General features: G+C 45.4%; 19 protein-coding genes and 3 pseudogenes. 10 read left to right on the forward strand and 12 right to left on the reverse strand.

Translation table 11 applies throughout. From position 1 onward, the window contains the following. From ACI0FF_RS08585 to ACI0FF_RS08595, 3 genes are all read right to left on the reverse strand, one after another. A complete protein-coding gene (locus tag ACI0FF_RS08585) occupies positions 1–885 on the reverse strand; it encodes a hypothetical protein (RefSeq protein WP_419799658.1) in 885 nt (294 codons plus the stop codon). 167 nt (positions 886–1,052) lie between these two features. After that, positions 1,053–1,484, reverse strand: coding sequence for a hypothetical protein (locus ACI0FF_RS08590; RefSeq protein ID WP_419799659.1), 432 nt, complete (start codon positions 1,482–1,484; stop codon positions 1,053–1,055). Positions 1,485–1,496: 12 nt separating this feature from the next. Then, positions 1,497–2,342, reverse strand: coding sequence for a DMT family transporter (locus ACI0FF_RS08595; RefSeq protein WP_419799660.1), 846 nt, complete (start codon positions 2,340–2,342; stop codon positions 1,497–1,499). A 422-nt stretch (positions 2,343–2,764) separates the two neighbouring features. Here ACI0FF_RS08595 and ACI0FF_RS08600 point away from each other — a divergent pair, with 422 nt between their 5' ends. Together ACI0FF_RS08600 and ACI0FF_RS08605 are read left to right on the forward strand one after the other, a co-directional pair. Then, on the forward strand, positions 2,765–3,037 hold the full coding sequence (locus ACI0FF_RS08600) for a transposase (RefSeq protein WP_419799797.1): 273 nt from the start codon (positions 2,765–2,767) through the stop codon (positions 3,035–3,037). A gap of 128 nt (positions 3,038–3,165) precedes the next feature. Next, positions 3,166–3,582, forward strand: coding sequence for an IS3 family transposase (locus ACI0FF_RS08605; protein WP_419799798.1), 417 nt, complete (start codon positions 3,166–3,168; stop codon positions 3,580–3,582). On the opposite strand, the pseudogene ACI0FF_RS08610 reads toward ACI0FF_RS08605, so the two are convergent. Beyond that, positions 3,579–3,860, reverse strand: a pseudogene (locus ACI0FF_RS08610) (integrase core domain-containing protein); the annotation flags it as partial. The gene ACI0FF_RS08605 and the pseudogene ACI0FF_RS08610 overlap by 4 nt on opposite strands. A 152-nt stretch (positions 3,861–4,012) precedes the next feature. Here ACI0FF_RS08610 and ACI0FF_RS08615 point away from each other — a divergent pair. Beyond that, positions 4,013–5,305: an IS110 family transposase gene (locus tag ACI0FF_RS08615; protein ID WP_419799661.1), complete on the forward strand. Its 1,293-nt coding sequence runs from the start codon at positions 4,013–4,015 to the stop codon at positions 5,303–5,305. 204 nt (positions 5,306–5,509) lie between these two features. Here the strand turns inward: ACI0FF_RS08615 and ACI0FF_RS08620 are convergent. Continuing rightward, positions 5,510–6,324 (reverse strand): annotated as a pseudogene (locus ACI0FF_RS08620) (IS3 family transposase); the annotation flags it as partial. Between the two features lie 57 nt (positions 6,325–6,381). On the opposite strand from ACI0FF_RS08620, the pseudogene ACI0FF_RS08625 reads away from it, so the two are divergent. Beyond that, positions 6,382–6,753: pseudogene (locus ACI0FF_RS08625) on the forward strand (IS3 family transposase); the annotation flags it as partial. A gap of 80 nt (positions 6,754–6,833) precedes the next feature. Here the strand turns inward: ACI0FF_RS08625 and hutG are convergent. From hutG to hutI, 4 genes are read right to left on the reverse strand one after another with little or no spacing between them, the layout of a single operon-like run. Further along, complete coding sequence (gene hutG / locus ACI0FF_RS08630; RefSeq protein WP_419799662.1) at positions 6,834–7,787, reverse strand: formimidoylglutamase; 954 nt, start codon at positions 7,785–7,787, stop codon at positions 6,834–6,836. A 57-nt stretch (positions 7,788–7,844) separates the two neighbouring features. Beyond that, positions 7,845–9,512, reverse strand: a complete 1,668-nt coding sequence (gene hutU, locus ACI0FF_RS08635) for a urocanate hydratase (RefSeq protein ID WP_419799663.1) — start codon at positions 9,510–9,512, stop codon at positions 7,845–7,847. Positions 9,513–9,533: 21 nt separating this feature from the next. Further along, on the reverse strand, positions 9,534–11,075 hold the full coding sequence (gene hutH, locus ACI0FF_RS08640; RefSeq protein WP_419799664.1) for a histidine ammonia-lyase: 1,542 nt from the start codon (positions 11,073–11,075) through the stop codon (positions 9,534–9,536). 1 nt (position 11,076) lies between these two features. Next, positions 11,077–12,279: an imidazolonepropionase gene (hutI, locus tag ACI0FF_RS08645; RefSeq protein ID WP_419799665.1), complete on the reverse strand. Its 1,203-nt coding sequence runs from the start codon at positions 12,277–12,279 to the stop codon at positions 11,077–11,079. A gap of 172 nt (positions 12,280–12,451) precedes the next feature. Between hutI and ACI0FF_RS08650 the strand changes: the two genes are divergently transcribed. Then, positions 12,452–13,156: a UTRA domain-containing protein gene (locus ACI0FF_RS08650; protein WP_419799666.1), complete on the forward strand. Its 705-nt coding sequence runs from the start codon at positions 12,452–12,454 to the stop codon at positions 13,154–13,156. A 13-nt stretch (positions 13,157–13,169) separates the two neighbouring features. On the opposite strand, the gene ACI0FF_RS08655 is transcribed toward ACI0FF_RS08650, so the two are convergent. Continuing rightward, a complete protein-coding gene (locus ACI0FF_RS08655; RefSeq protein WP_419799667.1) occupies positions 13,170–14,717 on the reverse strand; it encodes a DHA2 family efflux MFS transporter permease subunit in 1,548 nt (515 codons plus the stop codon). 21 nt (positions 14,718–14,738) lie between these two features. Continuing rightward, positions 14,739–15,827 carry an HlyD family secretion protein gene (locus tag ACI0FF_RS08660; RefSeq protein ID WP_419799668.1) on the reverse strand — a complete coding sequence of 363 codons (1,089 nt, stop codon included), beginning with the start codon at positions 15,825–15,827 and terminating at the stop codon, positions 14,739–14,741. Positions 15,828–15,978: 151 nt separating this feature from the next. Here ACI0FF_RS08660 and ACI0FF_RS08665 point away from each other — a divergent pair, with 151 nt between their 5' ends. Further along, on the forward strand, positions 15,979–16,602 hold the full coding sequence (locus ACI0FF_RS08665) for a TetR/AcrR family transcriptional regulator (protein ID WP_419799669.1): 624 nt from the start codon (positions 15,979–15,981) through the stop codon (positions 16,600–16,602). Here the strand turns inward: ACI0FF_RS08665 and ACI0FF_RS08670 are convergent. Next, on the reverse strand, positions 16,586–17,398 hold the full coding sequence (locus tag ACI0FF_RS08670) for a helix-turn-helix domain-containing protein (protein ID WP_419799670.1): 813 nt from the start codon (positions 17,396–17,398) through the stop codon (positions 16,586–16,588). The genes ACI0FF_RS08665 and ACI0FF_RS08670 overlap by 17 nt on opposite strands. A 218-nt stretch (positions 17,399–17,616) precedes the next feature. On the opposite strand from ACI0FF_RS08670, the gene ACI0FF_RS08675 reads away from it, so the two are divergent. From ACI0FF_RS08675 to ACI0FF_RS08690, 4 genes are all read left to right on the forward strand, one after another. Next, entirely contained in the window at positions 17,617–19,017 is a 1,401-nt protein-coding gene (locus ACI0FF_RS08675; protein WP_419799671.1) for an aspartate ammonia-lyase, read from the forward strand. Positions 19,018–19,027: 10 nt separating this feature from the next. After that, the gene (gene ansA, locus ACI0FF_RS08680) at positions 19,028–20,047 is read left to right on the forward strand and encodes an asparaginase (RefSeq protein ID WP_419799672.1); all 1,020 of its coding nucleotides are present in this window, start codon (positions 19,028–19,030) and stop codon (positions 20,045–20,047) included. Positions 20,048–20,594: 547 nt separating this feature from the next. Next, positions 20,595–21,617: an amino acid ABC transporter substrate-binding protein gene (locus tag ACI0FF_RS08685; RefSeq protein ID WP_419796476.1), complete on the forward strand. Its 1,023-nt coding sequence runs from the start codon at positions 20,595–20,597 to the stop codon at positions 21,615–21,617. Positions 21,618–21,703: 86 nt separating this feature from the next. Then, positions 21,704–22,900, forward strand: a complete 1,197-nt coding sequence (locus ACI0FF_RS08690) for an amino acid ABC transporter permease (RefSeq protein ID WP_419796477.1) — start codon at positions 21,704–21,706, stop codon at positions 22,898–22,900.

The following is a 22,900-nucleotide window of genomic DNA, read 5'->3' on the forward strand; positions in this document are numbered from 1 at the left end:
TCATTTGTTCTTACCTTTTGTTGTTTGGTAAAATTCTTCCCGTGTAATCGCGTATCGTGGGATATCGCTCGGAGCCCTGATAGGATAGGCTTTGAAGTCTCCTCCTAACGGGACCCATGTCGGGAAATACGGTTCAAGGGCTTTTTCAACGGCTTGGTTAAAAGCTGTTTTTTCATCTACAGTTGCGACAACCGTATTCAGAAAGGGAGTTTGCGAATAGGTAATGTCTGGGGTGATGTGCCGCATGCGAAGCAACTCTTCCGCCGCCCAGCTGACACAACGAAAGCCTTTGGGGTTCCACCAATAGCTTTCCCGGGCAATGAGAGCGATCTGATAGGCATAGTGTTTTGTGCCAAGTTGATCAGGATCGTACTCGCGACTTGACCAACTTACGGGAACGTCATTTCGTTCAAAAAAAGCTCCTATGCTTTCGGGTTTCTCTGAAATCCGAAGATAAAGCTCTGCGATATGTTTGGCTTTATTTGCCAGACTTTCTTTCTTTTTACGGGATTGGCACATCATCCAAAATAGCCAAAGTCTAAGATTGTCGCGATTGCTTTGAAGGCGGCTTATATCCAGATAGTTGAGTTCAGGTTCTCGTGTAAGGTCTGGGAGTTCGACCACTTGGGTTTCAAAGGCAGGAGTGACGACAAAAAAGGAGAAATTGCGAAATTCAGCCCTGAACTGTGTATATTCAGGTCGGACCAGCTTATGTCCTTGTGTCGGGTAAGACTTCAAAATATAGGAAGGCGGGTTGACGCTGCCTGTATTGAGAATATGATTTCTCGCATTAATCATCTGCATCAGCCTTTTTTTGGTTTTGTTCCAATACGGCACCCACAACGATGGCCGCTTGATCAATCGGTGTTTGGGCAAGATGAGCATATCGTGCTGTGGTTTAATTGCTATGATCGCATTTCCAGTTGTTTTGCATATTTGTGCTGCGCTCTTTTATTTTGTGAGGCGCCATATGATTGTAAGTGGTTTGTTGATTTCTGTGATGCAACATAGTTTTCATAATCTTATTGTTCTTTTGATGTGATGGTATTGCCTCAAAATGTCTCTTTGAAGAATGTCATCAATTCCTGAATTTGAGTTTCATCGCACGAATTAATTTCACTAAGTTGTGGAGCAACAGGGAATTGCTTGTCTGTAAATGTTTGATCGTTGAAATGAATATCTTCACTGTAACGAGGCAGAGCGTGAAAATGAGGGTTAGGGTCAACCATCATTAATGCGAGATAATTAAACTTTTGAGCATAGAATTTCTCTTTGAAATAGGTTTCGAAAGTATGTGAGACGGTTGGGAATTCGCTCATTTGTTCAGGGGTGAGGTCTGCAAAACTTGTGACATCAGATTTTGAGGCAATGATCATGCTGCCAAAGGTGATTTGTTTTGGGCGTAATAAAATCACCCAATGGTCGAACTCTTTAATGAGAGCTTTAGGATAGTTGAATTTCTCTAGAGTAGGAGTAATAAGCATAATTTAATCCTTTTATTTAGATAACCTTAATAAAATCACGCCTGAGAGAGTGATCATCGTGGATAAAATCTGTTTGATCTGTATTTTTTCATTTAAAAAGAATGTTCCGAAAAACAGAGCAATGATGATGCTCGTTTCTCTGATGGCTGCGACCAATGCGATTGGGGCTTGAGTGAACCCCCAGGTCACTAAAGCATACGCGAAAAAAGAAGCTCCGCCGCCTAGCCAGAACGCTAGTTTTTGGTCAAAGAGAATTTTTCTTAATGAAGTTCTCTCGTGAAACCTGTTAACACCGAGCATAAGGATAGCATTTAGGAGTGTGAGGTAGATGTAAAAACCTAAAGATGTTTCTGCTATACGTGCCCCCATTCCATCAATGACTGAATAACTCGCAATAAAGGTTGCTGTTAGAAGAGAAAAACGTATGCCGTCTTTATTGATTTTTCCTGCTTTATTGCCCACAAAAGCAAAACTGAATACCCCAATACAAATCGTTAGCATGGCTATTAATTGTTCTTTGGTGAGGCTTTCATCCCACAGGAAAAAAAGGATTATTGCGGCCAAAACTGGTGCGGAGCCGCGAGATATTGGATAGACCGTAGAGAGATCGCCATGTTGATATGCGGATGAGAGAGAAAGTTGATATCCAACATGAAGCAATGCGCCTACCACAATATAAGGGATGCTTTCAAGTGTAGGGAGCTTTGCAAAAGGAATTGTAATCAATGCAAAAGGAACATGCCCTAAAACTACAGCCAAAATAGCTTGTCGTTTATTTTTGTTCTTTTTTGCAATTGTATTCCACATAGCATGTAGAAAAGCTGCAAGCAGGATCGATGAGAGGGTGAAAACTGACATATTACCAAAGATGTTTTATGTTTTGATTTTACTCTCTTTGATGTAAGTCTGACAAGTTAATTCGACTGTTATTTGGTGTTTGTATAGATTATTAACGTGATGATTTATGCGGTTTTTGTCAGTTTTAGGGGACGTGTCCGTGGCCATATAATTTGGGCCAAGCGAGCGGCTAAAATAACAGAGGATTTTGGCTCATCAAATTGGTTAATCATGCCTGGTCCCGTCCCTATAAAGTGGAGAGCACCTTCTGTTAAACTGAGATTTACAGGAGGAATAAATGAGTCTCAAAAAATCTGATGAATTTAAACGTGAAGCTGTCCAGCTTGCTTTAACAAGCGGATTGTCCCGCAAACAGGTTGGACCTGTCCTGAAAAAGTGGAGTGTGTCTCCTGAGTTAAATATACTGACTACAGGAGAATATAATGAAGCGTACAATCACCCCGACATTTCGAGAAGAGGCTGCTCAGGTTGCTTTAAGTAGTAATCAGCCACGTAAAATTATTGCTGCTGATTTTGGCATTGGCATTAGCACATTAAATCGCTGGATTTCTGAATATCGCAATAAACAGATCCCTGAACCATCTGATGATGTTCAAAAAGAATTGGCCCGATTACGCCGTGAGGTTCGTGACCTGCGGGAGGAGAGGGACATTCTAAAAAAGGCAGCGCGCTACTTTGCGAGCCAAAAGCCGTGAAGTTTCAGTTTGTCCACCAACAGCGAAAGAACCACAGCATAGCAGAGCTATGTCGTGCGATGAGTGTTTCCCAGAGCGGTTTTTTTGCTTGACGCCATCGCCCTGTCAGCAAGCGCCAACGTGAAGACATGGTTCTGCTTGCCCATATCAAATCGATCCATTACGCCAATTATCAGTCTTATGGTCGAGGACGCATGAGCGATGAATTAAAGGAAGAAGGCATTTGCGTGGGCGAACACCGTGTTGCCCGGATCATGAAGCAAAACGGTTTGCGGATCGTGCGAAGCCAAAAATTCAAACGTACGACTGACAGCGATCATAATCACAATATCTCCCCAAACTTATTGGACGGAGATTTTACAGCAACTGCTCCAGATCAGAAATGGGCTGGCGATATCACTTATTTGTGGACGGGCGAGGGCTGGCTTTACCTCGCTGTTGTCATTGATCTTTATTCCCGCCGTATCATTGGTTGGTCTGCAAGCCGACGTATGAAAAAGGGTAATACCCCCATTTTTAGAGGGTCGGAAAAGGAGAATCTCTAAGCGGCTGTCTGTGCCATTTCCAGTTTCTGTATCGGCGTTATACCGCCGAGGGCCATATTGGGGCGTTCATTGTTATATGTCCAGAGCCATTTTGTGGCTGCATCTTGCACCTCTTCCACTGTTTCAAAGATATACTGATTGAGCCAATCATATCTCACTGTTCGATTAAACCGTTCGACATAAGCATTCTGTTGCGGGTTACCCGGCTGAATAAATTGTAGGATAATCCCATGTTTATCAGCCCAAATTGCCAGTAGATGACTGATGTATTCAGGGCCATAGCATATAGGGAAGGTGCTTAAGGCATACTCTCTTTAGCCTGTTTTATCCGCAGAGAGCGATAGCGAACGAAGGTTAAAACAGGCGGCCATGAACAGCCAATAATTCTCTAAAGTGTAATTGCTTAGAAACACTTTTGAGGTGACTGATCATGACCAATTTTCATACTACGCCATCCCCTGCTGTATTTGTAGGAATTGACATTGCAAAAGTCAGGAATGAAGTTTTAATCGAACTGCCCGACAGAAAGCGCAGAATGAGATTCAGCGTTCTTAACACCCGAGAAGAACACGACTTTTTCATAGAAAACCTAAAGGCTTTCAACTTGCCGATTGTTGTCGGCTTTGAGGCTACGGGGAATTATCATCGAACAATTGCTTGGCGTCTTTTGGAAGCCGGCTTTGATGTTAGATTAATCTCTTCAGTTGGTTTAGCGCGCACACGAGAAGCTTTGCATAATGGCTGGGACAAGAATGATCCAAAAGATGCCCAGGTCATTTTGCATATGCTCAAGATCGGAGCATCTCAATATTACCACGACCCTATTGCCGCAAATATCAACGATATTCAGGAATTGTCCAAAACACATGAATTGGTTTCTCGAGCAAAAACGCAAATCTGGCATCGCTTGCTGACCCACTATTTGCCTCTGTATTTTCCAGAGGCGGAAAGGTTTAAAGGCAACAGTCGCACTGATTGGTTTCTGGCTTTTTTAGATCAATTCCCAACACCAGCAAGCATTACGGCCCTAAGTGAAAAGGATTTTATCAAAAAAGCATGGTCGGTGGTGGGGCGCAAAGTTGCAAAAACACAAGTCTTGTCCAATATTTATGCCATTGCCTCCTCATCAACTGGCCTGCCAGTGCCCATAGATTCGCCAGCCATTGCTATGTTCCGAATGGTTCTGACAGAAGCCCGTGGGCTCATCCAGCAAAGAGATCAAATAGAAAGATACGCTGAACAGCTTCTGTCTCAACATCCAGATTACATAAAGCTTATTCAGATACCCGGAATTGGGCCGATCAATGCTTTAACAATTTTGGCCGAAGCTGGAGATTTACGTCGATTTAAACATCATCGTCAGTTTCTTAAATTTTGTGGTCTTGATTTAGCCACCCATCAATCTGGGCAATTTAGAGGTCAAAGCAAACTCTCAAAATTTGGGAATGCAAGATTACGACGTACCTTCTGGATTGCCGGACAAATTGCTATTCGACAAAAGGAGAATGCTTTTAGAGATAAATTTGAACGCTATATTGCCAAAGATCGGGACAATCCCCATCTCAGACGCAAGGCGTTATCAGCTATTGCCGCAAAGTTGGCCCGTGTAACCCATGCCATCATCAAAAGCGGTAACGATTATCGCCCATTCTATGAACGGGCGGTGCCAAGTGGAAGGACCTCTCTCTGTAGCGGCCGTGGAGGCACAAAAGTGACCTCGTAGATAATGTTTGGGCCTTCTGCTTGGAATTGTATCTCGTATTGAGAACGGTGAGGGACGATAAGACGTACCCTGTATTTGCTATGGTTGAAAACGCTTTCTATAGACGGCAGAAGCCACTTGGTTTATTGTTAAAAAACGTTGTCAAAGATGGCAGCGTATAGAGTTTTATTGGCTCAAACTGTTAAAACCTTCCCTATATAGAACGTTATCTGAGCGAATAACCCTTGGTTTGCCTCGCCATTCAATGATGCGATCAAGGGCTCTAACGACACGTTCAGCCGGTAAAGAAAAATCAATTTCAATGCCAAGACCTTCCCGGTTAAAGTCATCAATCACATTGAATGTGCGAAAGCTCCGTCCATCAGAAAGTTGATCATGCATAAAGTCCATCGACCATGTTTCATTGATTGTCTCTGGCACAGATAGCTTATCAGGTTTGTTTCGATACAGCCGTTTCTTCGGTTTTATCCGTAAATTCAATTCAAGCTCACAATAAATCCGATAGACCCGTTTGTGGTTCCACTTAAAGCCTTTGACGTTTCTTAAATATAAAAAGCACAGTTTGAAACCCCAGTTCTTTTTGCGATCCGTTAAAAGTCCTAGCCAATCCGCGATGCTCGCATTTTCATCACTCAAGTGAGGCTGATACCGATAACACCTCTGGCTGATCGTAAAGGCATCACAAGCCGCCACAATACTCAGCCACCCCTTGCAGACAGCATCCTTTGCCATCGCACGTCGTTGGGATGGCTTTACCACTTTTTTTTCATGGCTTCCTTAATGACGTCATTTTGAAGTTGAACATCTGCATACATTTTCTTGAGCCGGGCATTTTCTGCTTCGAGTTCCTTCATACGGGTCATCATGGAAACATCCATGCCGCCGAATTTTGCCCGCCATTTATAAAATGTCGCATCCGACATGCCGTGTTCTCGGCAAAGATTAGGAACTTTGGTTCCAGCCTCAGCTTGTTTCAAAATATTGATGATTTGACTGTCTGAGTAACGTGATTTTCTCATTTGAATTCTCCTGTATTTACATTACGAGAAAATTCTCCTTATGAGGACTACTAAAAATCGGGGGCATTACCAAAGGATTTGGTAATTGATGCTTTGAACAAAGCCATTGCCCTTCGTAAACCACCAAAAGGCGTCATCTTTCATTCTGATCGTGGCAGTCAATATTGCTCAACCAAGTTCCGTAAACTGCTGGCAAAGTAGAAATTCAAACAGTCGATGTCTGGCAAGGGGAACTGTTATGATAACGCCGCTGTCGAGACCTTCTTCAAAACCTTGAAAGCGGAAATGGTTTGGAAAATTACCTTCCAGACACGCGATAATGCCAAAAAGGAATTGTTCAAATATATAAATGGGTTCTACAATGCCCGACGTCGTCATTCATATCTGAATGGCCTCAGCCCCATTAAGTTTGAAAGGCGGGCTGGATAAGTGAGTGAGACACACTCCACTTTTTCAGGACAGGTCCATTGAGTTGATGGCCGCCTAAAAGGAGAAGGTGCTCTCCAGTTTTAGGGAATGGGTCCAATCATTGCGCGTATAATTTTATCGCATAATCGGGCGGCAATTTTTGCACTATGATGATCAATGTCATATATGGGGTTAAATTCAACGAGGTCGGAAAGTAACCAATTGATCTGTTTTTTTGAAAGGTGGGTGATGATATCTTCGATGATTTCTAGGCTGACCCCATAAGAGGCTGGGGCGCTAACGCCGGGCATTTGCCAGTGCGGTAAAACATCAAGATCGACGGTTAAATAAAGATGGTCACAGCTTTCTAAAAAACGATCTACTTTGTCTTTGACCTGAGCGAGCATATAGGGACGGATTTCTGTATCCAGCATATATTGGACATCCCATTTCCGGCTGCGTTCAAATAATGCTTTTGTATTGGATGTCTCAGAGATGCCAAGACAAAGGTATTTCATTTTTTGACCGCGTTGCGCCAGCATTTCATGTATTTGATAAAAGGGAGTACCGGAGGAAATGCCATTTTTACCGGGTTTTCTCAAGTCGAAATGCGCATCCAGATTGATGATGCCAATTGAGGCATTTGTGTCTTTTTTTAAATAATTGAGCAGTCCGGTGAAACTGCCCACTGCGGTTTCATGTCCCCCGCCGAGAACAACAACTTTTGTGTCTTCTTTTAATGCGCGTTCAACTTCTTCGCCCAATTTGTTTTGTGCCTGTGCAAGGTCAAGACCAACAGGGGTGTTTTGTCGATCATAGATGTGTCCGTCCATGCCATGCCATGCCAGATTAGCCAAGGCCGCGCGAATTGCATCGGGCCCCTGTTCTGCGCCGGGTCGACCCTTATTGCATCTTACGCCCAAATCACAAGGGAAACCAATGAGGGAAGCAAAGCTATCTGGCTGAGGAGATGTTGTAACGATTTGGTGCCATCTTTTCGCATGATCGCCATCTTCAGGGTCCACTCTGCCGGTCCAGGTAAATTGTTTGCTCATTGGTTAATATCCTTTCCGCAGTAAAGCCCCGACATGTCAGCCGGGGCTTTTTATGTATTACAAAATGGCAGGCAGGTTCAGTTCATGTTCACGTGCGCATTCTTTGGCGATTTCATACCCTGCATCTGCATGACGCATAACCCCGGTGGCCGGGTCATTCCATAAAACACGCTCAAGACGTTTGGCGGCCTCATCTGTCCCGTCTGCGCAGATCACCACGCCTGAGTGTTGAGAGAAACCCATACCGACACCACCACCATGATGTAAGCTGACCCATGTTGCGCCGGATGCGGTATTGAGCAAGGCATTTAAAAGTGGCCAGTCTGAAACGGCGTCTGACCCGTCTTTCATGGCTTCCGTTTCGCGGTTGGGTGAGGCAACAGAACCAGAGTCCAAATGATCACGCCCAATAACAACAGGAGCGGAGAGTTCGCCGTTTTTAACCATTTCATTAAAGGCGAGTCCAAGGCGATGACGGTCCCCCAGACCCACCCAGCAAATACGGGCGGGCAGACCTTGAAATTCTATGCGTTCAGCCGCCATATCCAACCAATTATGAAGGTGTTTGTTATCTGGTAAAAGCTCTTTCACTTTTGCATCTGTTTTTCGAATATCTTCCGGGTCACCGGACAGGGCAGCCCAACGGAACGGACCGATGCCTTTGCAGAACAAGGGGCGAATATAGGCTGGGACAAAACCGGGGAAAGAAAATGCATTTTCCAAACCTTCCTCGAAAGCCATTTGGCGGATGTTATTGCCATAATCAACTGTGGGAATTCCACTTTCTGAAAAGGCAACCATTGCTTCGACTTGCACTTTCATTGAGGCACGGGCTTCTCGTTCTACACGTTTGGGATTGCTTTCGCGACGTTCCAACCATTCTGACATCGTCCAGCCTTGGGGCAGGTAACCGTTGATCGGATCGTGGGCCGAAGTTTGATCGGTTACAAGGTCCGGTTTGACCCCTTTGTGGACCAGTTCAGGGAAAATGTCGGCGCAATTGCCCAACAGGGCAACGGATTTGGCTTCACCTGCGGCAGTCCACTTTTCGATTAAGGCGAGGGCATCATCAAGGCTGTCTGTTTTTTCGTCCACATAACGTGTACGTAGTCTGAAATCGATACTGTCAGGATTACATTCAACCGCGAGGCAGCAGGCACCTGCCATGACGGCCGCCAAGGGTTGTGCGCCACCCATACCGCCCAATCCGCCGGTCAAAATCCATTTGCCCTTTAGGCTGCCACCGTAATGTTGGCGCCCGGCTTCGACAAATGTTTCATAAGTGCCCTGAACAATGCCTTGAGAGCCGATGTAAATCCATGATCCGGCGGTCATTTGGCCATACATCATCAAGCCGGCTTTATCCAACTTGTTGAAATGATCCCAGGTCGCCCAATGAGGGACAAGGTTTGAGTTCGCAATCAGGACCCGTGGTGCATCTTCATGTGTGGTGAAGACACCAACGGGTTTACCTGATTGCACCAAGAGAGTTTGATTGCTTTCAAGTTTGCGCAATTCATCTGCGATTATGTCGAAATCTTTCCAGGTCCGTGCGCAACGACCAATGCCGCCATACACAACCAATTCGTTTGGGTTTTCTGCAACGTCTGGGTCAAGGTTGTTCATCATCATGCGCAAGGGGGCTTCTGTTAACCATGATTTTGCACTGATTTCAGGGCCACGCGGGGCGCGAACTTCGCGGATATTATGGCGGGGGTTTGACATTTTTTAATCTCCAGAAAAATATTATGATTTGATTTTTAAATCAGGTAAAACATCCATGCCTGCCGCTGTGCACATGGTTCCGTCGCCAAGTAAGATGGCCGCTGTTTCAAGGTCTGGTGCCAAGTAACGGTCTTCAACAATGGCTGGTATTTCTGAGCGAATTTTTTTGATAACAGCTTTTAGGCGTTCACTTGTTTCCAAGGGGGTGCGAAATTCAACGCCTTGGGCGGCGCATATGGCTTCGATCCCTAAAATATGTTCTAGATTGGTTGTCATGGGCAGCAGACGACGCGCGCCATGACAGGCCATAGAGACATGATCTTCCTGATTAGCTGAGGTCGGGGTGGAATCAACAGACGCAGGATGCGACATTTGTTTGTTTTCAGACATCAAGGCAGCAGAGGTCACTTCCGCAATCATCAGGCCTGAGTTTAATCCCGGTTTGGGCGATAAAAAGGCAGGTAGGCCAAAACTAAGTGCGGGATCAACCATCAAGGCAATACGGCGCTGGGCAATGGCACCGATTTCGGAAACCGCAATGGCGATTTGATCGGCGGCAAAGGCAACCGGTTCTGCATGAAAGTTACCGCCGGACACGATGGTGCCGTCACTTAGGGTAAGGGGGTTATCAGTGACGGCATTGGCTTCTATTTCTAAAGTTTGTGCGGCCTGTCTGAGAAGATCCAGAACGGCCCCCATGACTTGAGGCTGACAACGGATGCAATAAGGGTCCTGTACACGTGTATCGTCATCACGATGTTCATCGCGAATTTGTGACCCACTCATAAGATTGCGCAATGTTTCCCCGGCATCAATTTGACCGCGATGTCCGCGCAACGTGTGAATATCCGGATGAAACGGGGCGGAAGATCCCATTGCAGCATCCGTTGACAAGGCACCCGTGACTAACGCCGATTGCGCACAATTCCATGCTTTAAACAGGCCGACCAAGGCCAAAGCAGTGGATGTTTGCGTTCCGTTGATCAAGGCAAGGCCTTCTTTGGGGCCTAGGGCAATGGGGTTAAGACCTGCTTTCGCAAGAGCTTCTGCGCCACTCATACGCACACCGTTATAAAAGGCTTCTCCTTCGCCCATCATAACGGCCGCCATATGGGCCAAGGGGGCAAGATCACCGGACGCCCCGACAGAACCTTGTGCCGGAATAAGGGGAATAACGCCTTTTTCAGACATATTTTCCAGTTGTTCAATCAATTCCCAACGAACGCCGGAAGCACCACGCCCCAAAGAAAGCAATTTTAGTGCCATGATAAGGCGTACTGTGCCTTCATCCAAGGGATCACTTACGCCGCAGCAATGAGATAAAATAAGGTTGCGTTGTAATGTTGCGGTATCTTGTGCAGGAATTTTAATACTGGCAAGTTTGCCAAACCCGGTGTTCACACCGTAAACGGCTTCTTCCCCATTAGCGGCTGCTTCAATCAGCTTTGCGCTTTTTTCCACCGCTTTTTTAAAAGAACGATCGACTTTAATCGGGGTGTGTTTTTGTAAAATGTTTTGCAGCTCGTGTAAGGACGCATGTCCCGGCATCAGGGTAAGCGACATTTTAAGCATCTCCATAGATACGTTTGATAAGTGGGTTGTAGCCGATGCGGTAGGCTAGTTCATTTGGGTGTTCGACATCCCAGACAGCAAGGTCTGCCATTTTTCCTGTTTCCAACGTGCCGATCTTGTCGGAAAGACCAAGGGCTTGTGCACCATGGCGGGTTACGCCTATTAATGCTTCTTCCGGTGTCATGCGAAACAAGGTACAGGCCATATTCAGACACAGCAATAAGGAGGTCAGGGGAGAGGACCCCGGGTTGCTGTCACTGGCAATCGCCATTGGAACCCCGTTTTTACGTAAATCACCAATGGGGGGCAGTTTGGTTTCGTGTAAGGTGTAAAACGCACCGGGTAAAAGGACAGCGACGGTTTGCGAAGCTTTCATGGCTTCAATGCCATCTAAGCTTAAGTATTCCAAATGGTCAGCAGACAAAGCATGAAAAGAGGCGGCGAGAATAGCCCCTTTTTGATCGCTGAGTTGTTCGGCATGAATTTTAACAGGGAGATTTAATTCTTTAGATAAGGCGAAGACGCGTTGCACTTGAGCTGTGGTAAAACCGATTGTTTCGCAAAAGGCATCAACAGCATCGACAAGCCCTTCTTTGGCCGCCAGTGTTAAGGCAGGCAGGCACACTTCATCAAGATACGCATCTGCATTTCCCTTATATTCTTCCGGTACGGCATGCGCGCCTAAGAAGGTCGTTTTTATCCGAATAGGTCTGAGAGTTTCCAGACGTCGTGCGGCGCGCAGCATTTTAAGTTCATCTTCAATCGTCAATCCATAACCGGATTTGATTTCAAGGGTACCAACGCCTTCTGTAATGAAATGATCCAAACGGGGCAGGGCGGATTGAACCAATTGATCTTCGCTTAGATTGCGGGTTTGTTGGACTGTCGATACGATCCCGCCACCGGCCTGTGCAATATCTTCATAGCTGGCGCCCTGAAGGCGCAATTCAAATTCCTGTGCACGATTGCCACCGTAAATAAGGTGTGTGTGGCAATCAATCAGGGCAGGGGTAATGAGGCGCTGGTTTACGTCTTCCTGCTTCCAAATCAGGTATTTCAACGGAAGATCAGAGGAAGGGCCAATCCAATCAATTTTTCCATTCAAGACAGCGATCGCGCCATTGGGGATGAGGCCATATGGCGATGATGATGTCATTGTCGCGAGTTGTGCGTTGATGAAAACTTTTGCGTTCATCTGGTGACCTCTGAAACATAAGATATGTACATAACATTTATATGTATATACAAATAAGTCAATTGTAAAATCAATTGGCGTTGAGCTGAATTTATTGCACAATGGGTCTGCTTATCTGAAATTGGACCTTAGAGAGTTGATTTCAATTCCTTTTAGTAAAGAGATACGAGACGTGAATAAGGGGCGATTATCTTCTTTCCAAATGATCAAGGATGATCTTCTGGAAAAAATTAAGGCCGGCCATTGGTTGCCGGGGGAGACGATTCCAGGTGAAGAAAATTTAGCTGTTGAATATGGGTGTTCGCGTATGACTGTAAACCGCGCCATTCGTGAACTGGCATCTGAGGGGATTGTGGAGCGCCGTCGCAAAGCCGGGACACGTGTTGCGTTACAATCCGGGCGATCAGCAAAAATCAACATATCTGTTGTACGTAAGGAAATCGAGGCGCGCGGGGCAACTTATCGCTACGTTCTTTTGGAAAAAGAGGAAATGTTTCCGCCTGAAGGCGTGCGCGCGAAGCTTTCTATGAAGGAAAAAGAAAAAGCACTTCATGTCAGATGTTTGCATTTTGCGGATGAAACGCCATACCAATATGAAGATCGCTGGATTAATTTGAAACGTGTACCAAGTGCAGCTCAACAAAGCTTTGAAGATATTAATCCAAATGAATGGCTTATTAAGGAAGAACCGTTTTTGGAAGCTGAACACATGTTTTCTGCACAACTCGCAGACGAACAAATGGCTGATCTATTGAATGTACAAGTCGGGGCGGCCTTGTTTGTGATTGAAAGACGCACATGGCAAGGGGCCGATACAATAACTGCTGTTAAGCTCAGTCACCCCGGGGATAGTTACCGGCTGGTTTCTCGTGGCTGACATTATCCATTAGTTATACCTCGCTTGGTGTATGTTCAGCGGCCTCGTCTTTTTTGATAGCGACTTTTTTTACAAAGGGCATAAGCAGCATAGAAATAAAGAAAATAGCGGCCGTTGCCATAAAAACATCGGCAAAAGCCATAACAGCGGCTTCCCGTCCTACAATTGTGCGTACCAATTCCAACGTGGCCTGATAGGCATGATCGCCATATTGTGGGGTAAGGGTGGTTTGAATTTGCCCCAACATATCGATGACTTGCTGGCGACCATAATTAATTTGTTCGGATAAATGTGTGCTGTGCAGATCGCGCTGGTTTGTAAGTAACGTGTTGATGACAGCCAAGCCAACAGCGCCACCCAGATTGCGCATAAGATTATAGAGGCCGGATGCGTTCTTAAGTTCGTGAACAGGCAAGGTGCCAAGTGCCAATGTATTAATCGGCACAAAAATCATCATGAGGGAGAGGCCGCGTATCATTTGCGGTATGAAAAACTCCCAGAAGCTCCAATCCGCATTCAACCCAGTATTAAGGTAAAGTCCCATCCCAAACAAAAACAAGCCGATTGTCAGCATCAAACGTAAATCAATTTTCTTGGATAGAGCGCCTGCAATGGGGGCGGAAAGAAATTGGAAAATCCCCGTTACCATAACAACTTTGCCGATTTCAACTGCGTTATACCCGCGAACCGATGCCAAGAATAAAGGCATCAGATAAACGGAACCATAAAGACCGATCCCGACGATAAAGCTGTAAAATGATCCGATTGCAAAATTTTCATCATTGAAGGCGCGCAAATTTACGACAGGGTTTTCAATGGTGAGTTCCCGCCAAAACATCAATATACCGCTGATAGTCATGATAATGGCGAAGAATGTAATTTCGGTGGAATTAAACCAGTCTTCACCGGGACCTTCTTCCAATACGAATTCCATGCATCCAAGAAAAAGGGCAATAAGCAAAATTCCAATCAGGTCAAAGCCTTTTAAGCGTGACAGGTCCGGTTCATCGATATTGACAAAATAAAAGACTAGAATGGTAACAACCATGCCTGGCAGGACATTGATCAGGAAAAGCCAGTGCCAGCCAAAGGAATCTGTAATGTATCCGCCAACGGTTGGTCCGATGGCCGGAGCCATAGTTGCGACCAAGCCGATAATAACGGTAATGCCCGCTTGCTTATCACGTGGAAAAAGGGTGTAAGAGGCTGCAAAAACCGTGGGGATCATCATCCCCCCAAGTAAGCCTTGTAGTACACGGAAAACAATTAAACTTTCGAGGTTCCATGCCAATGAACAAAGAACCGAGGCAATCGTAAAACCAAAACAGGCCGCCGAAAATAACAATCTGGTCGAAAAAACATGCGCCAACCATCCCGAAATGGGAATAACAATAACTTCAGCAATAAGGTAGGAAGTTTGCACCCATGAAATTTCTTCCTGACTTGCCGATACACCAGCCTGAATTTCGGCAAGTGAGCTGGCAACGATCTGAATGTCCAAAATCGCCATGAACATACCAACCACGAGGGCCAGAAAACCGATGATGGTTTTTGCTTCCATGTGTTTATCTCGCTGATACGTTTATTGAGCGTAGGCGATGGAATTTACCGGATACTTCTTTTTTTGCGCGACAATCGGCATGTTATCGCGCGTGTCAACCGCAACTTCAACTGACATGCCGGGTAAAAGGTGTACGTTTTCAGAACGGGCTGGAACTTTGATCCGCACAGGAATGCGTTGGACAATTTTTGTGAAGTTACCTGACGCATTTTCCGGGGGGAGGAGGCTGAATTGTGCTCCTGAAGCAGGCGCAATGGATTCAACCTCGGCGGATAATTTGATACCGGGATAAGCATCCACATATAAAGATACACTTTGCCCTTGGTGCATTTTTTCAATTTGTGTTTCTTTGAAGTTGGCTTCAATCCAGACATCTTTCACTGGAACGATTGCTAATAAAGGGGTTCCGACACCAACGAATTGACCTCGTCGAACGGATCGATTACCGATAACGCCGTCAATCGGGGCACGAATAATGGTGTTTTCCAGATCAAGCTTTGCAAGTTCAAAACTGGCGCGGGCCCGATTGGTTTCTGCTTCGGCTTCATTTTCCTGTGCGCTTAAAACGTCGAGCTTGCGTTCAGCCGCCAACAGACTTGCTTGTGCACTATGCAAGTTTGCTCGGGTCCGCTGCACGCTTGCTTGATCGTTGTCATAAGTGCGTCGGCTGGCGGCACTGCGTTTAACGAGGTCTTTGGATCGTTGAAAATTTTTAAGGCTATGATCGTGTTCAACAGTTGCAGCTTCGACTTGTGCACGCGCAGACTGGATAACGGCGCCTTGCATTTTTAATTGCGCTTGCACGATTTGCAAGTTGGCTTCTGCTACTCTTACCGAAGCTTCGGATTTTTGAACAGCTGCTTCATAATCTCGGGTATCCAAGCGTAAAAGAATATCGCCTGCCTTGACATCTTGGTTATCACTAACCGCAATATTTGTGACGTAACCGGATACTTTTGGGCTTAGACGTGTGATTTCACTATGGACATAAGCATTGTCAGTTTTTTCGAAATGACGAGCTTCAATCCACCAGTAAGCACCACCGGCAATAGCACCGCTAATGACAAGTGCGCCAGCGAGAAGAGCTTTTGATTTTTTTACCTTGGACATGAAGGTGGGGTAACTCCAAATAAACTAAACCGTCTAGTTCAATAAATTGATGCGAAAAAGAAAAATGTCAATACTAAACTGTTTAGTTTAGTTTGCTAATTTTTAGGATTTGAGTATAGTTTACTGAAAATCACTGTACGGTATATGAAGTATGTCACTAAACGCGAACAATAAAAAAACTCGTCGCTCAAAACGCGATATTGTGCTGGATGCAGCGACACAGGTGTTTCTGGAATCTCCGTTTGCAGCTGTCAGTGTGGATTTGATTGCCAAGCGCGCCGGAGTATCCAAAGCAACGATTTACGCGCATTTTGACAGTAAGGTAAATTTATTTGAAGAAGTGATCAACCGTCGGGCGGAGACTTTTTGGCAAATCCCTGAAATACCATCCAGCATTGAAGAAACGGCAGATTATTTGCGTACACTTGCAACGTTTTTTGTGGAGCAACTAACCAAGAAAGAAACATTGGGTATTTTTAGGCAAGTAATCGGTAGTGCGACCAGTTTTCCTGATTTAGCGGAAGTTTTTTATCGTGCCGGTCCGGCACGTGGGATTGCATTGTTTGAACAGCGATTTATGGAATTAGGGCAACAAGGGTTTCTTAATATTACAAACCCACGCCTAACTGCAGAAATGTTTATGTCTATGTTAAAGGGGGGGCATCACATGCGTTGCCTTTTGCAAATGAAGGATGGTTCCGTTCGTGCAGAAGAGGTTATTGAGGAAACCGTTCGTATAATGATGACGTCCTATGGGCCTAATGGCGCGCCCTGAAATGCCATTCGTTTGGTGCGATTGTATTTAAAAGGGCTTCTTTTAACGGTGCATCAATTTCATCTCCCGCCGGATCATATAGACCACAAAGAGATAAAGCGCGGTGTTTGTTAATGGATCGTCCAAGATATTCATAGACGACGCGTGTGCAACAAGGCATACGTTCACCACTGCCGGACACACCAAGTTTAAGGCCACTTAGTCGGGATAGTTTGTTTCTGAAGGTGGGGAATAAAATTGTCTCGGTGATTTCGTATCCGGTTCTAGCTTCGTAATCGACTAAGAAAATTCGATCAGTGAGAAAGAAAGCTGCGCCATTGTAAACCCCATGACTGATGACGTTTTTTGAGGCTTCTTGAAAACGTTCGGTACGTTGATAATAGATACCGTCTTCTTGGCGTTCTATGCAAATAAGTGTTCGCAAAATTTTGCCTGGGGACGAAAGGGCATAGTAATATTCGAAATAATACCCAAGATATTTTTCAAGGTTAGTGTCACCTGTACGATGCAGTTTGGTGAGGTGTTCCAGTTCTGGATAGGTACTTCTTTCAACAGTTTGAGTTCTCGGTTTGACTTGAAGCAAACGTTGAAATTGGTCATGGGGTAATAGAAACTCAAATTCTTCCATGCCAAAAAAATCGCATAACCGCATCATGGCATTGGCGGAAGGTTTGTGCCGTCCGCTCAGGTATCGATTAAACTGGGCCCTGTTTAATTTGAGGCGACGGCAAACCTCCGCGATGGACTTATAATACCCGCATGCAAATCTTAAATTTTTTGCGAAGTGGTCAGTCATGGAAGCAGGCCCTTATGACGTGGTCAATAAATGAGGGCGGGATTATAAAAAAATCCCATAAAATCTCAATATAGCACACTAGCGCACTTTGGTGCACTATTTGCGTCTTTGTGCACCTTTCTGTAACGAGGTGCCAAATTGTCATTCCTTTTTCTTCCGTCTTAAATTGAAGAAAAAGCGCAGAGACTTTGCGTTTCTTCAATAAAGGAGGTTTTTCTGTGAGACAACGTATAGAGCATGATCTTTTAGGTGATCTGGCGATTTCTGCGGATGTTTGGTACGGGGTGCAAACACAACGCGCCGTCAATAATTTTACCATAACCGGGATACCGATCAGCCACTTTCCTGAACTGGTCAAGGCACTGGTAATGGTAAAATGGGCGGCTGCAAAAGCCAATGGTGATTTATGTTTGTTGGATGAGGATAAAGTGGATGCCATTGTTGCGGCTTGTCGCGATATTTGTGAAGGGCACCTTCACGATCAGTTTGTTGTTGATGTTATTCAAGGGGGGGCCGGGACATCAACCAATATGAATGCCAATGAAGTGATTGCAAATTTGGCGCTGGCAAAACTGGGATATCAAAAAGGGGATTATAGACATCTACACCCCAATGATCATGTCAATCGATCTCAGTCGACGAATGATGCCTATCCTACGGCCGCCTGTCTTGCAATTCAATTTGCTGTGGACCCTTTGATTGAAACGGTCTCAAGCCTGATAACGGCCTTTTATAAAAAAGGAAGCGAATTTAAACAGATCGTGAAAATGGGACGAACCCAGTTACAAGATGCTGTTCCCATGACCTTGGGCCAGGAATTTGAAGCGTTTGGCGTGACTCTGGGAGAAGACATATCGCGTTTGCGTGAAGTAACAGCCTTACTGTGTGAAGTGAATTTGGGAGGGACAGCCATCGGGACCGGTATCAACACGCACCCTGAATATGCGAATTTGGCTGTGGATCATTTGGCGTCGATTTCTGGAAAAGAGATGAAGCTAGCGGCAAATCTTGTTGAAGCCAGTTCCGATATGGGTGCGTTTGTTGCTTTTTCCGGTATTCTCAAACGGTTTGCGATTAAGTTAAGTAAAATTGCCAACGATCTGCGATTATTGTCAAGTGGGCCGCGTACAGGGATTGGTGAAATTAAACTACCGCCGATGCAGCCGGGGTCTTCTATTATGCCGGGCAAAGTTAATCCGGTTATTCCTGAAGCGGTTAATCAAACGGCTTATCAGGTCATTGCCAGTGATTTGGCGGTTACCTTGGCGGCAGAATCCGGCCAATTACAATTAAATGCGATGGAACCTGTTATTATTTATAACATTTTAAATTCGATAAAAATGTTAAAAGAAACCTGCTTGATGTTTGAAACACGCTGTATTCAAGGTATTCAGGCGGATGAGGAACGATGTGCTTATCTTCTAAACCAAAGTATTGGTACAATTTCGGCACTGGTCCCACATATTGGATATGCAAATGCATCTAGAATTGCCCAGACAGCACTGCATACGGGTGAAACGGTCCGCTCCCTTGTTGTGAATGAAGGGATCTTAAGTGCAGAAGAGTTGGATAAATTGCTCAGTCCACAATCGATGCTGACACCGCAATTTGTGCAGTAGGGAGGTCTAAATGAAAAAACCACGTATTTTAATTGTGTATACAGGTGGCACGATCGGTATGCGTCACACCGATCATGGTTATGAACCTGTTGAAGGGTTTGCAGACCTCTTAACACGTCGATTAGAGGGACGGACATTAACCCCTTTGCCGGATTATGATCTGATTGAGTTTGATAATCTTATTGATAGTGCAAACCTCCATCCAACAGACTGGACGAAGATTGCCGGAACGATTATTGCCCATAAAGATCGATACGACGGATTTGTGATCCTGCATGGTACCGATACGATGGCTTATACCGCATCAGCGCTTTCTTTCATTTTGTTAGGATTGAATAAACCCGTTATTGTGACGGGGGCACAAATTCCGTTGATTGAGTTGCGAAATGATGCGTTTCCCAATGTCGTGACCAGTTTGATGTTGGCGGCAGATTATGACATTCCGGAAGTTTGTTTATATTTCAATGGTCGCATTATGCGTGGAAACCGATGTCGTAAATTAAAAAGTGCCGGATTTGACGCGTTTGATACACCAAACTTTCCGTGGTTGGGCACTGTGGGGATCAATATTGATATTCGTTCAGAACTTTTACTGAAGAAAAAAACACCGGATTTCCATCAAAAAGAATTTCAGGCAAATTCCGTTGCGATGCTGCAACTTTATCCTGGAATTGATGCGCGTATGTTTCGAGGGATGCTGGATAGCGAAGATCTAAAAGCGCTAATTATTTTGTCCTATGGGGTAGGCAATCCACCAAACAATAATAAAGGGCTCATTGATTTCTTGGCGGAAGCTCATGCCAAAGGCTTGGTTGTCCTGAATGTCTCACAATGTATTGAAGGGTCTGTGCACCAAGGTGCCTATGCCACAGGGGAGACCTTTAACCAAATCGGTGTTGTACCTGCCTTGGATTTGACCTTGGAAGCAGCCTTTACGAAATTGCACTTCTTAATCAGTAAGGGGTGTACGAGTGAACTTATCCGGCGTGAATTGCTTGTGCCTTATTGTGGTGAATGTAACTCTGCGTGAGTTAAAGTTATAGACCCTCCAATATAATAAAACAGTATAAGGCGGTGCATCTCTGATGTATCGCCGCTTTTTTTATATGACCTCTTCATTTTTGGATGGCGCTATCTGATGCTATTTATGCATCTAGTAGCGTAATAAGTGCACCATTTGCAAAATTCTAGAGCCTGACGCTCTCGTCTATAAAAAATTACAGAAAATAAAAAGAGGTGATTTGTTGGTAATGTTGCAGTTGCGAACTTGTCTGTGCAATTTTATTCTGATTATTCTAGTAATACGGAATAAAGTTCGAAAAATGAGTGATTTTTCTGCTGACAAAACAAACAAATCCAAAGCCCGCTCTAGTATGCTTGTTTATCTGTAGAGACGTAGTTCACATGCACCGGATGTAATGGTGTTCGGTTGGTCATAATGTTTCTGCGGATATTAAAATAAATAGCACAAGCTATACATAACTGCGAATTTAATCAAAACATGGAGGTATCCAGTTTTACATGCAGATTACTGATCTGGAAGGAAACTGGATTTCATTTCTTAGGAGAATTAAACTATGAAAAAAACTTTGTCTGTCCTGACGGGCGCATTTGTTGTCACGGCTGTTACAGCGACTGCAGCAATGGCGGCCAGCACCCTTGATACGGTAAAGGCGCGCGGCGAACTGCTGTGTGGCGTTTCTGCCGGTCTTCCGGGCTTCTCTCTGCCTGATGAAAAAGGGAACTGGACAGGTCTTGATGTGGATACGTGCCGCGCTGTTGCTGCTGCCGTTCTGGGTGATGCCAACAAAACGAAATTCATTCCGCTGACCGCGAAAGAACGTTTCACTGCGTTGCAGTCTGGCGAAATTGACATGCTGTCTCGTAACACCACATGGACACACACACGTGACACCTCTTTGGGTCTGAACTTCACGGGCGTGAACTATTATGATGGTCAAGGCTTCCTTGTTCAAAAAGAACTGGGTGTGAAATCTGCATTGGAACTGGACGGCGCGTCCGTTTGTATTCAGGCAGGGACCACAACAGAATTGAACCTTGCCGATTATTTCCGCCTCAACGGTATGAAATTCAGCCCGGTTGTTTATGATACGGCAGACCAGACTATTCAAGGGTTTGCGGCGGGTCGTTGCGATATTTTGACCTCTGACCAATCGCAGTTGTACGCGTTGCGTTCTAAATTGGATGACCCGAGCAAAGCGGTTGTTTTGCCGGAAGTTATTTCCAAAGAACCGCTTGGCCCGGTTGTTCGCCAAGGCGACGACCAGTGGTTTAACATTGTCAAATGGACCTTGTTTGCGCAAATCAACGCTGAAGAAATGGGCTTGACCTCTGCCAACGTCGATGCGGCAATGAAAAGCGAAAACCCGTCCGTACAACGTCTTGTTGGCACAAGCGGTGATGCGGGTGCTAAGCTTGGCTTGGGCGCAAACTGGGCGTTTGATGCTGTGAAACAGGTCGGCAACTACGGCGAAATGTTTGATCGTAACGTCGGCCCGAACACACCGCTGCAAATCTCTCGTGGTTTGAATGCGTTGTGGTCTAAAGGTGGTCTGCAGTACGCTCCGCCGGTCCGCTAAGAAAAGCAGATTTAATCGCGAGTGTATTGCCCTTAAATATTGTCAATACACTCGCTTTTCTTATGTGTTAAGTTTGGAGTGTGCATATGTCGCAAGACAAAAACGACATCGCCACAACGCCCCAAAGAACTTCCTCGCTGATTTATGACCCGCAAGTTCGCGGATATGTTTTTCAAGTATTGTTAATTTGCTTTCTGATTTGGTTGGGCTGGACAATTTTCCAGAACACCCTGCACAACATGGAAAGCCGAGGCATTTCGACGGGCTTTGATTTTTTAAGTAACCCTGCCGGCTTTGAAATTTTAATGAGTCTCGTGCCGTATGACGCGTCTCATACCTATGGGCGAACGTTCATCGTTGGTCTGCTGAATACGGTTTTGGTTTCCTTTATCGGAATCATTTTTGCTACTCTTTTGGGCTTCGTTATGGGCGTGGCTCGCCTATCCAAGAACTGGTTAATCGCGAAAATTGCCACTGTTTATGTGGAAACCTTGCGCAATATTCCTTTGTTGCTGCAAATTTTCTTTTGGTATTTTGCGGTCTTGCAACCGCTGCCCGGTCCGCGCCAAAGCTTGGGTCTGGCCGAAACATTTTTTATTAACAATCGTGGTCTTTATGTACCGGCACCTGTTGCAGGAGAGGGCTTCTCTGCCGTACTGATCGCCTTGTTGATTGCCCTTATTGCGACCATCGCGATTGCTCGCTGGTCGCGCAAACGTCAAGAGGCGACAGGGGAACAGTTTCCCGCATTTTGGACCGGTGTTGGTTTAATTATCGGTTTGCCCTTGATCGTTTTTGTGGTGCTTGGCGCCCCGCTCACGTGGGAACTTCCCGCCTTGAAAGGCTTTAACTTCAAAGGCGGTGTTCAGGTTATCCCTGAATTTATTGCTCTTCTGCTGGCTTTATCGACTTATACGGCGGCCTTTATTGCCGAGATCGTGCGTGCCGGTATTTTGGCTGTCCCACATGGACAAACAGAAGCGGCTGAATCGTTGGGCTTGCGTCGTAGTGTGACCTTGCGTGAAATCATTATCCCGCAGGCGATGCGGGTGATTATTCCGCCTTTGACCAGCCAGTATCTCAACCTTGCCAAGAACTCTTCCTTGGCCACAGCGATCGGTTATCCCGATATTGTGTCCGTCTTTATGGGCACGACATTAAACCAGACCGGTCAAGCCGTTGAGATTGTCGCTATGACAATGGCAGTTTATCTGACGATCAGTTTGACGCTGTCGTTTGTGATGAACTGGTACAACAAAGCCATGTCGTTGAAGGAGCGTTAA

Origin of the sequence: Terasakiella sp. 4MB5A, assembly GCF_050058155.1 — a bacterium.
Taxonomy (GTDB): Bacteria; Pseudomonadota; Alphaproteobacteria; order Rhodospirillales; family Terasakiellaceae; genus Terasakiella; species Terasakiella halodenitrificans.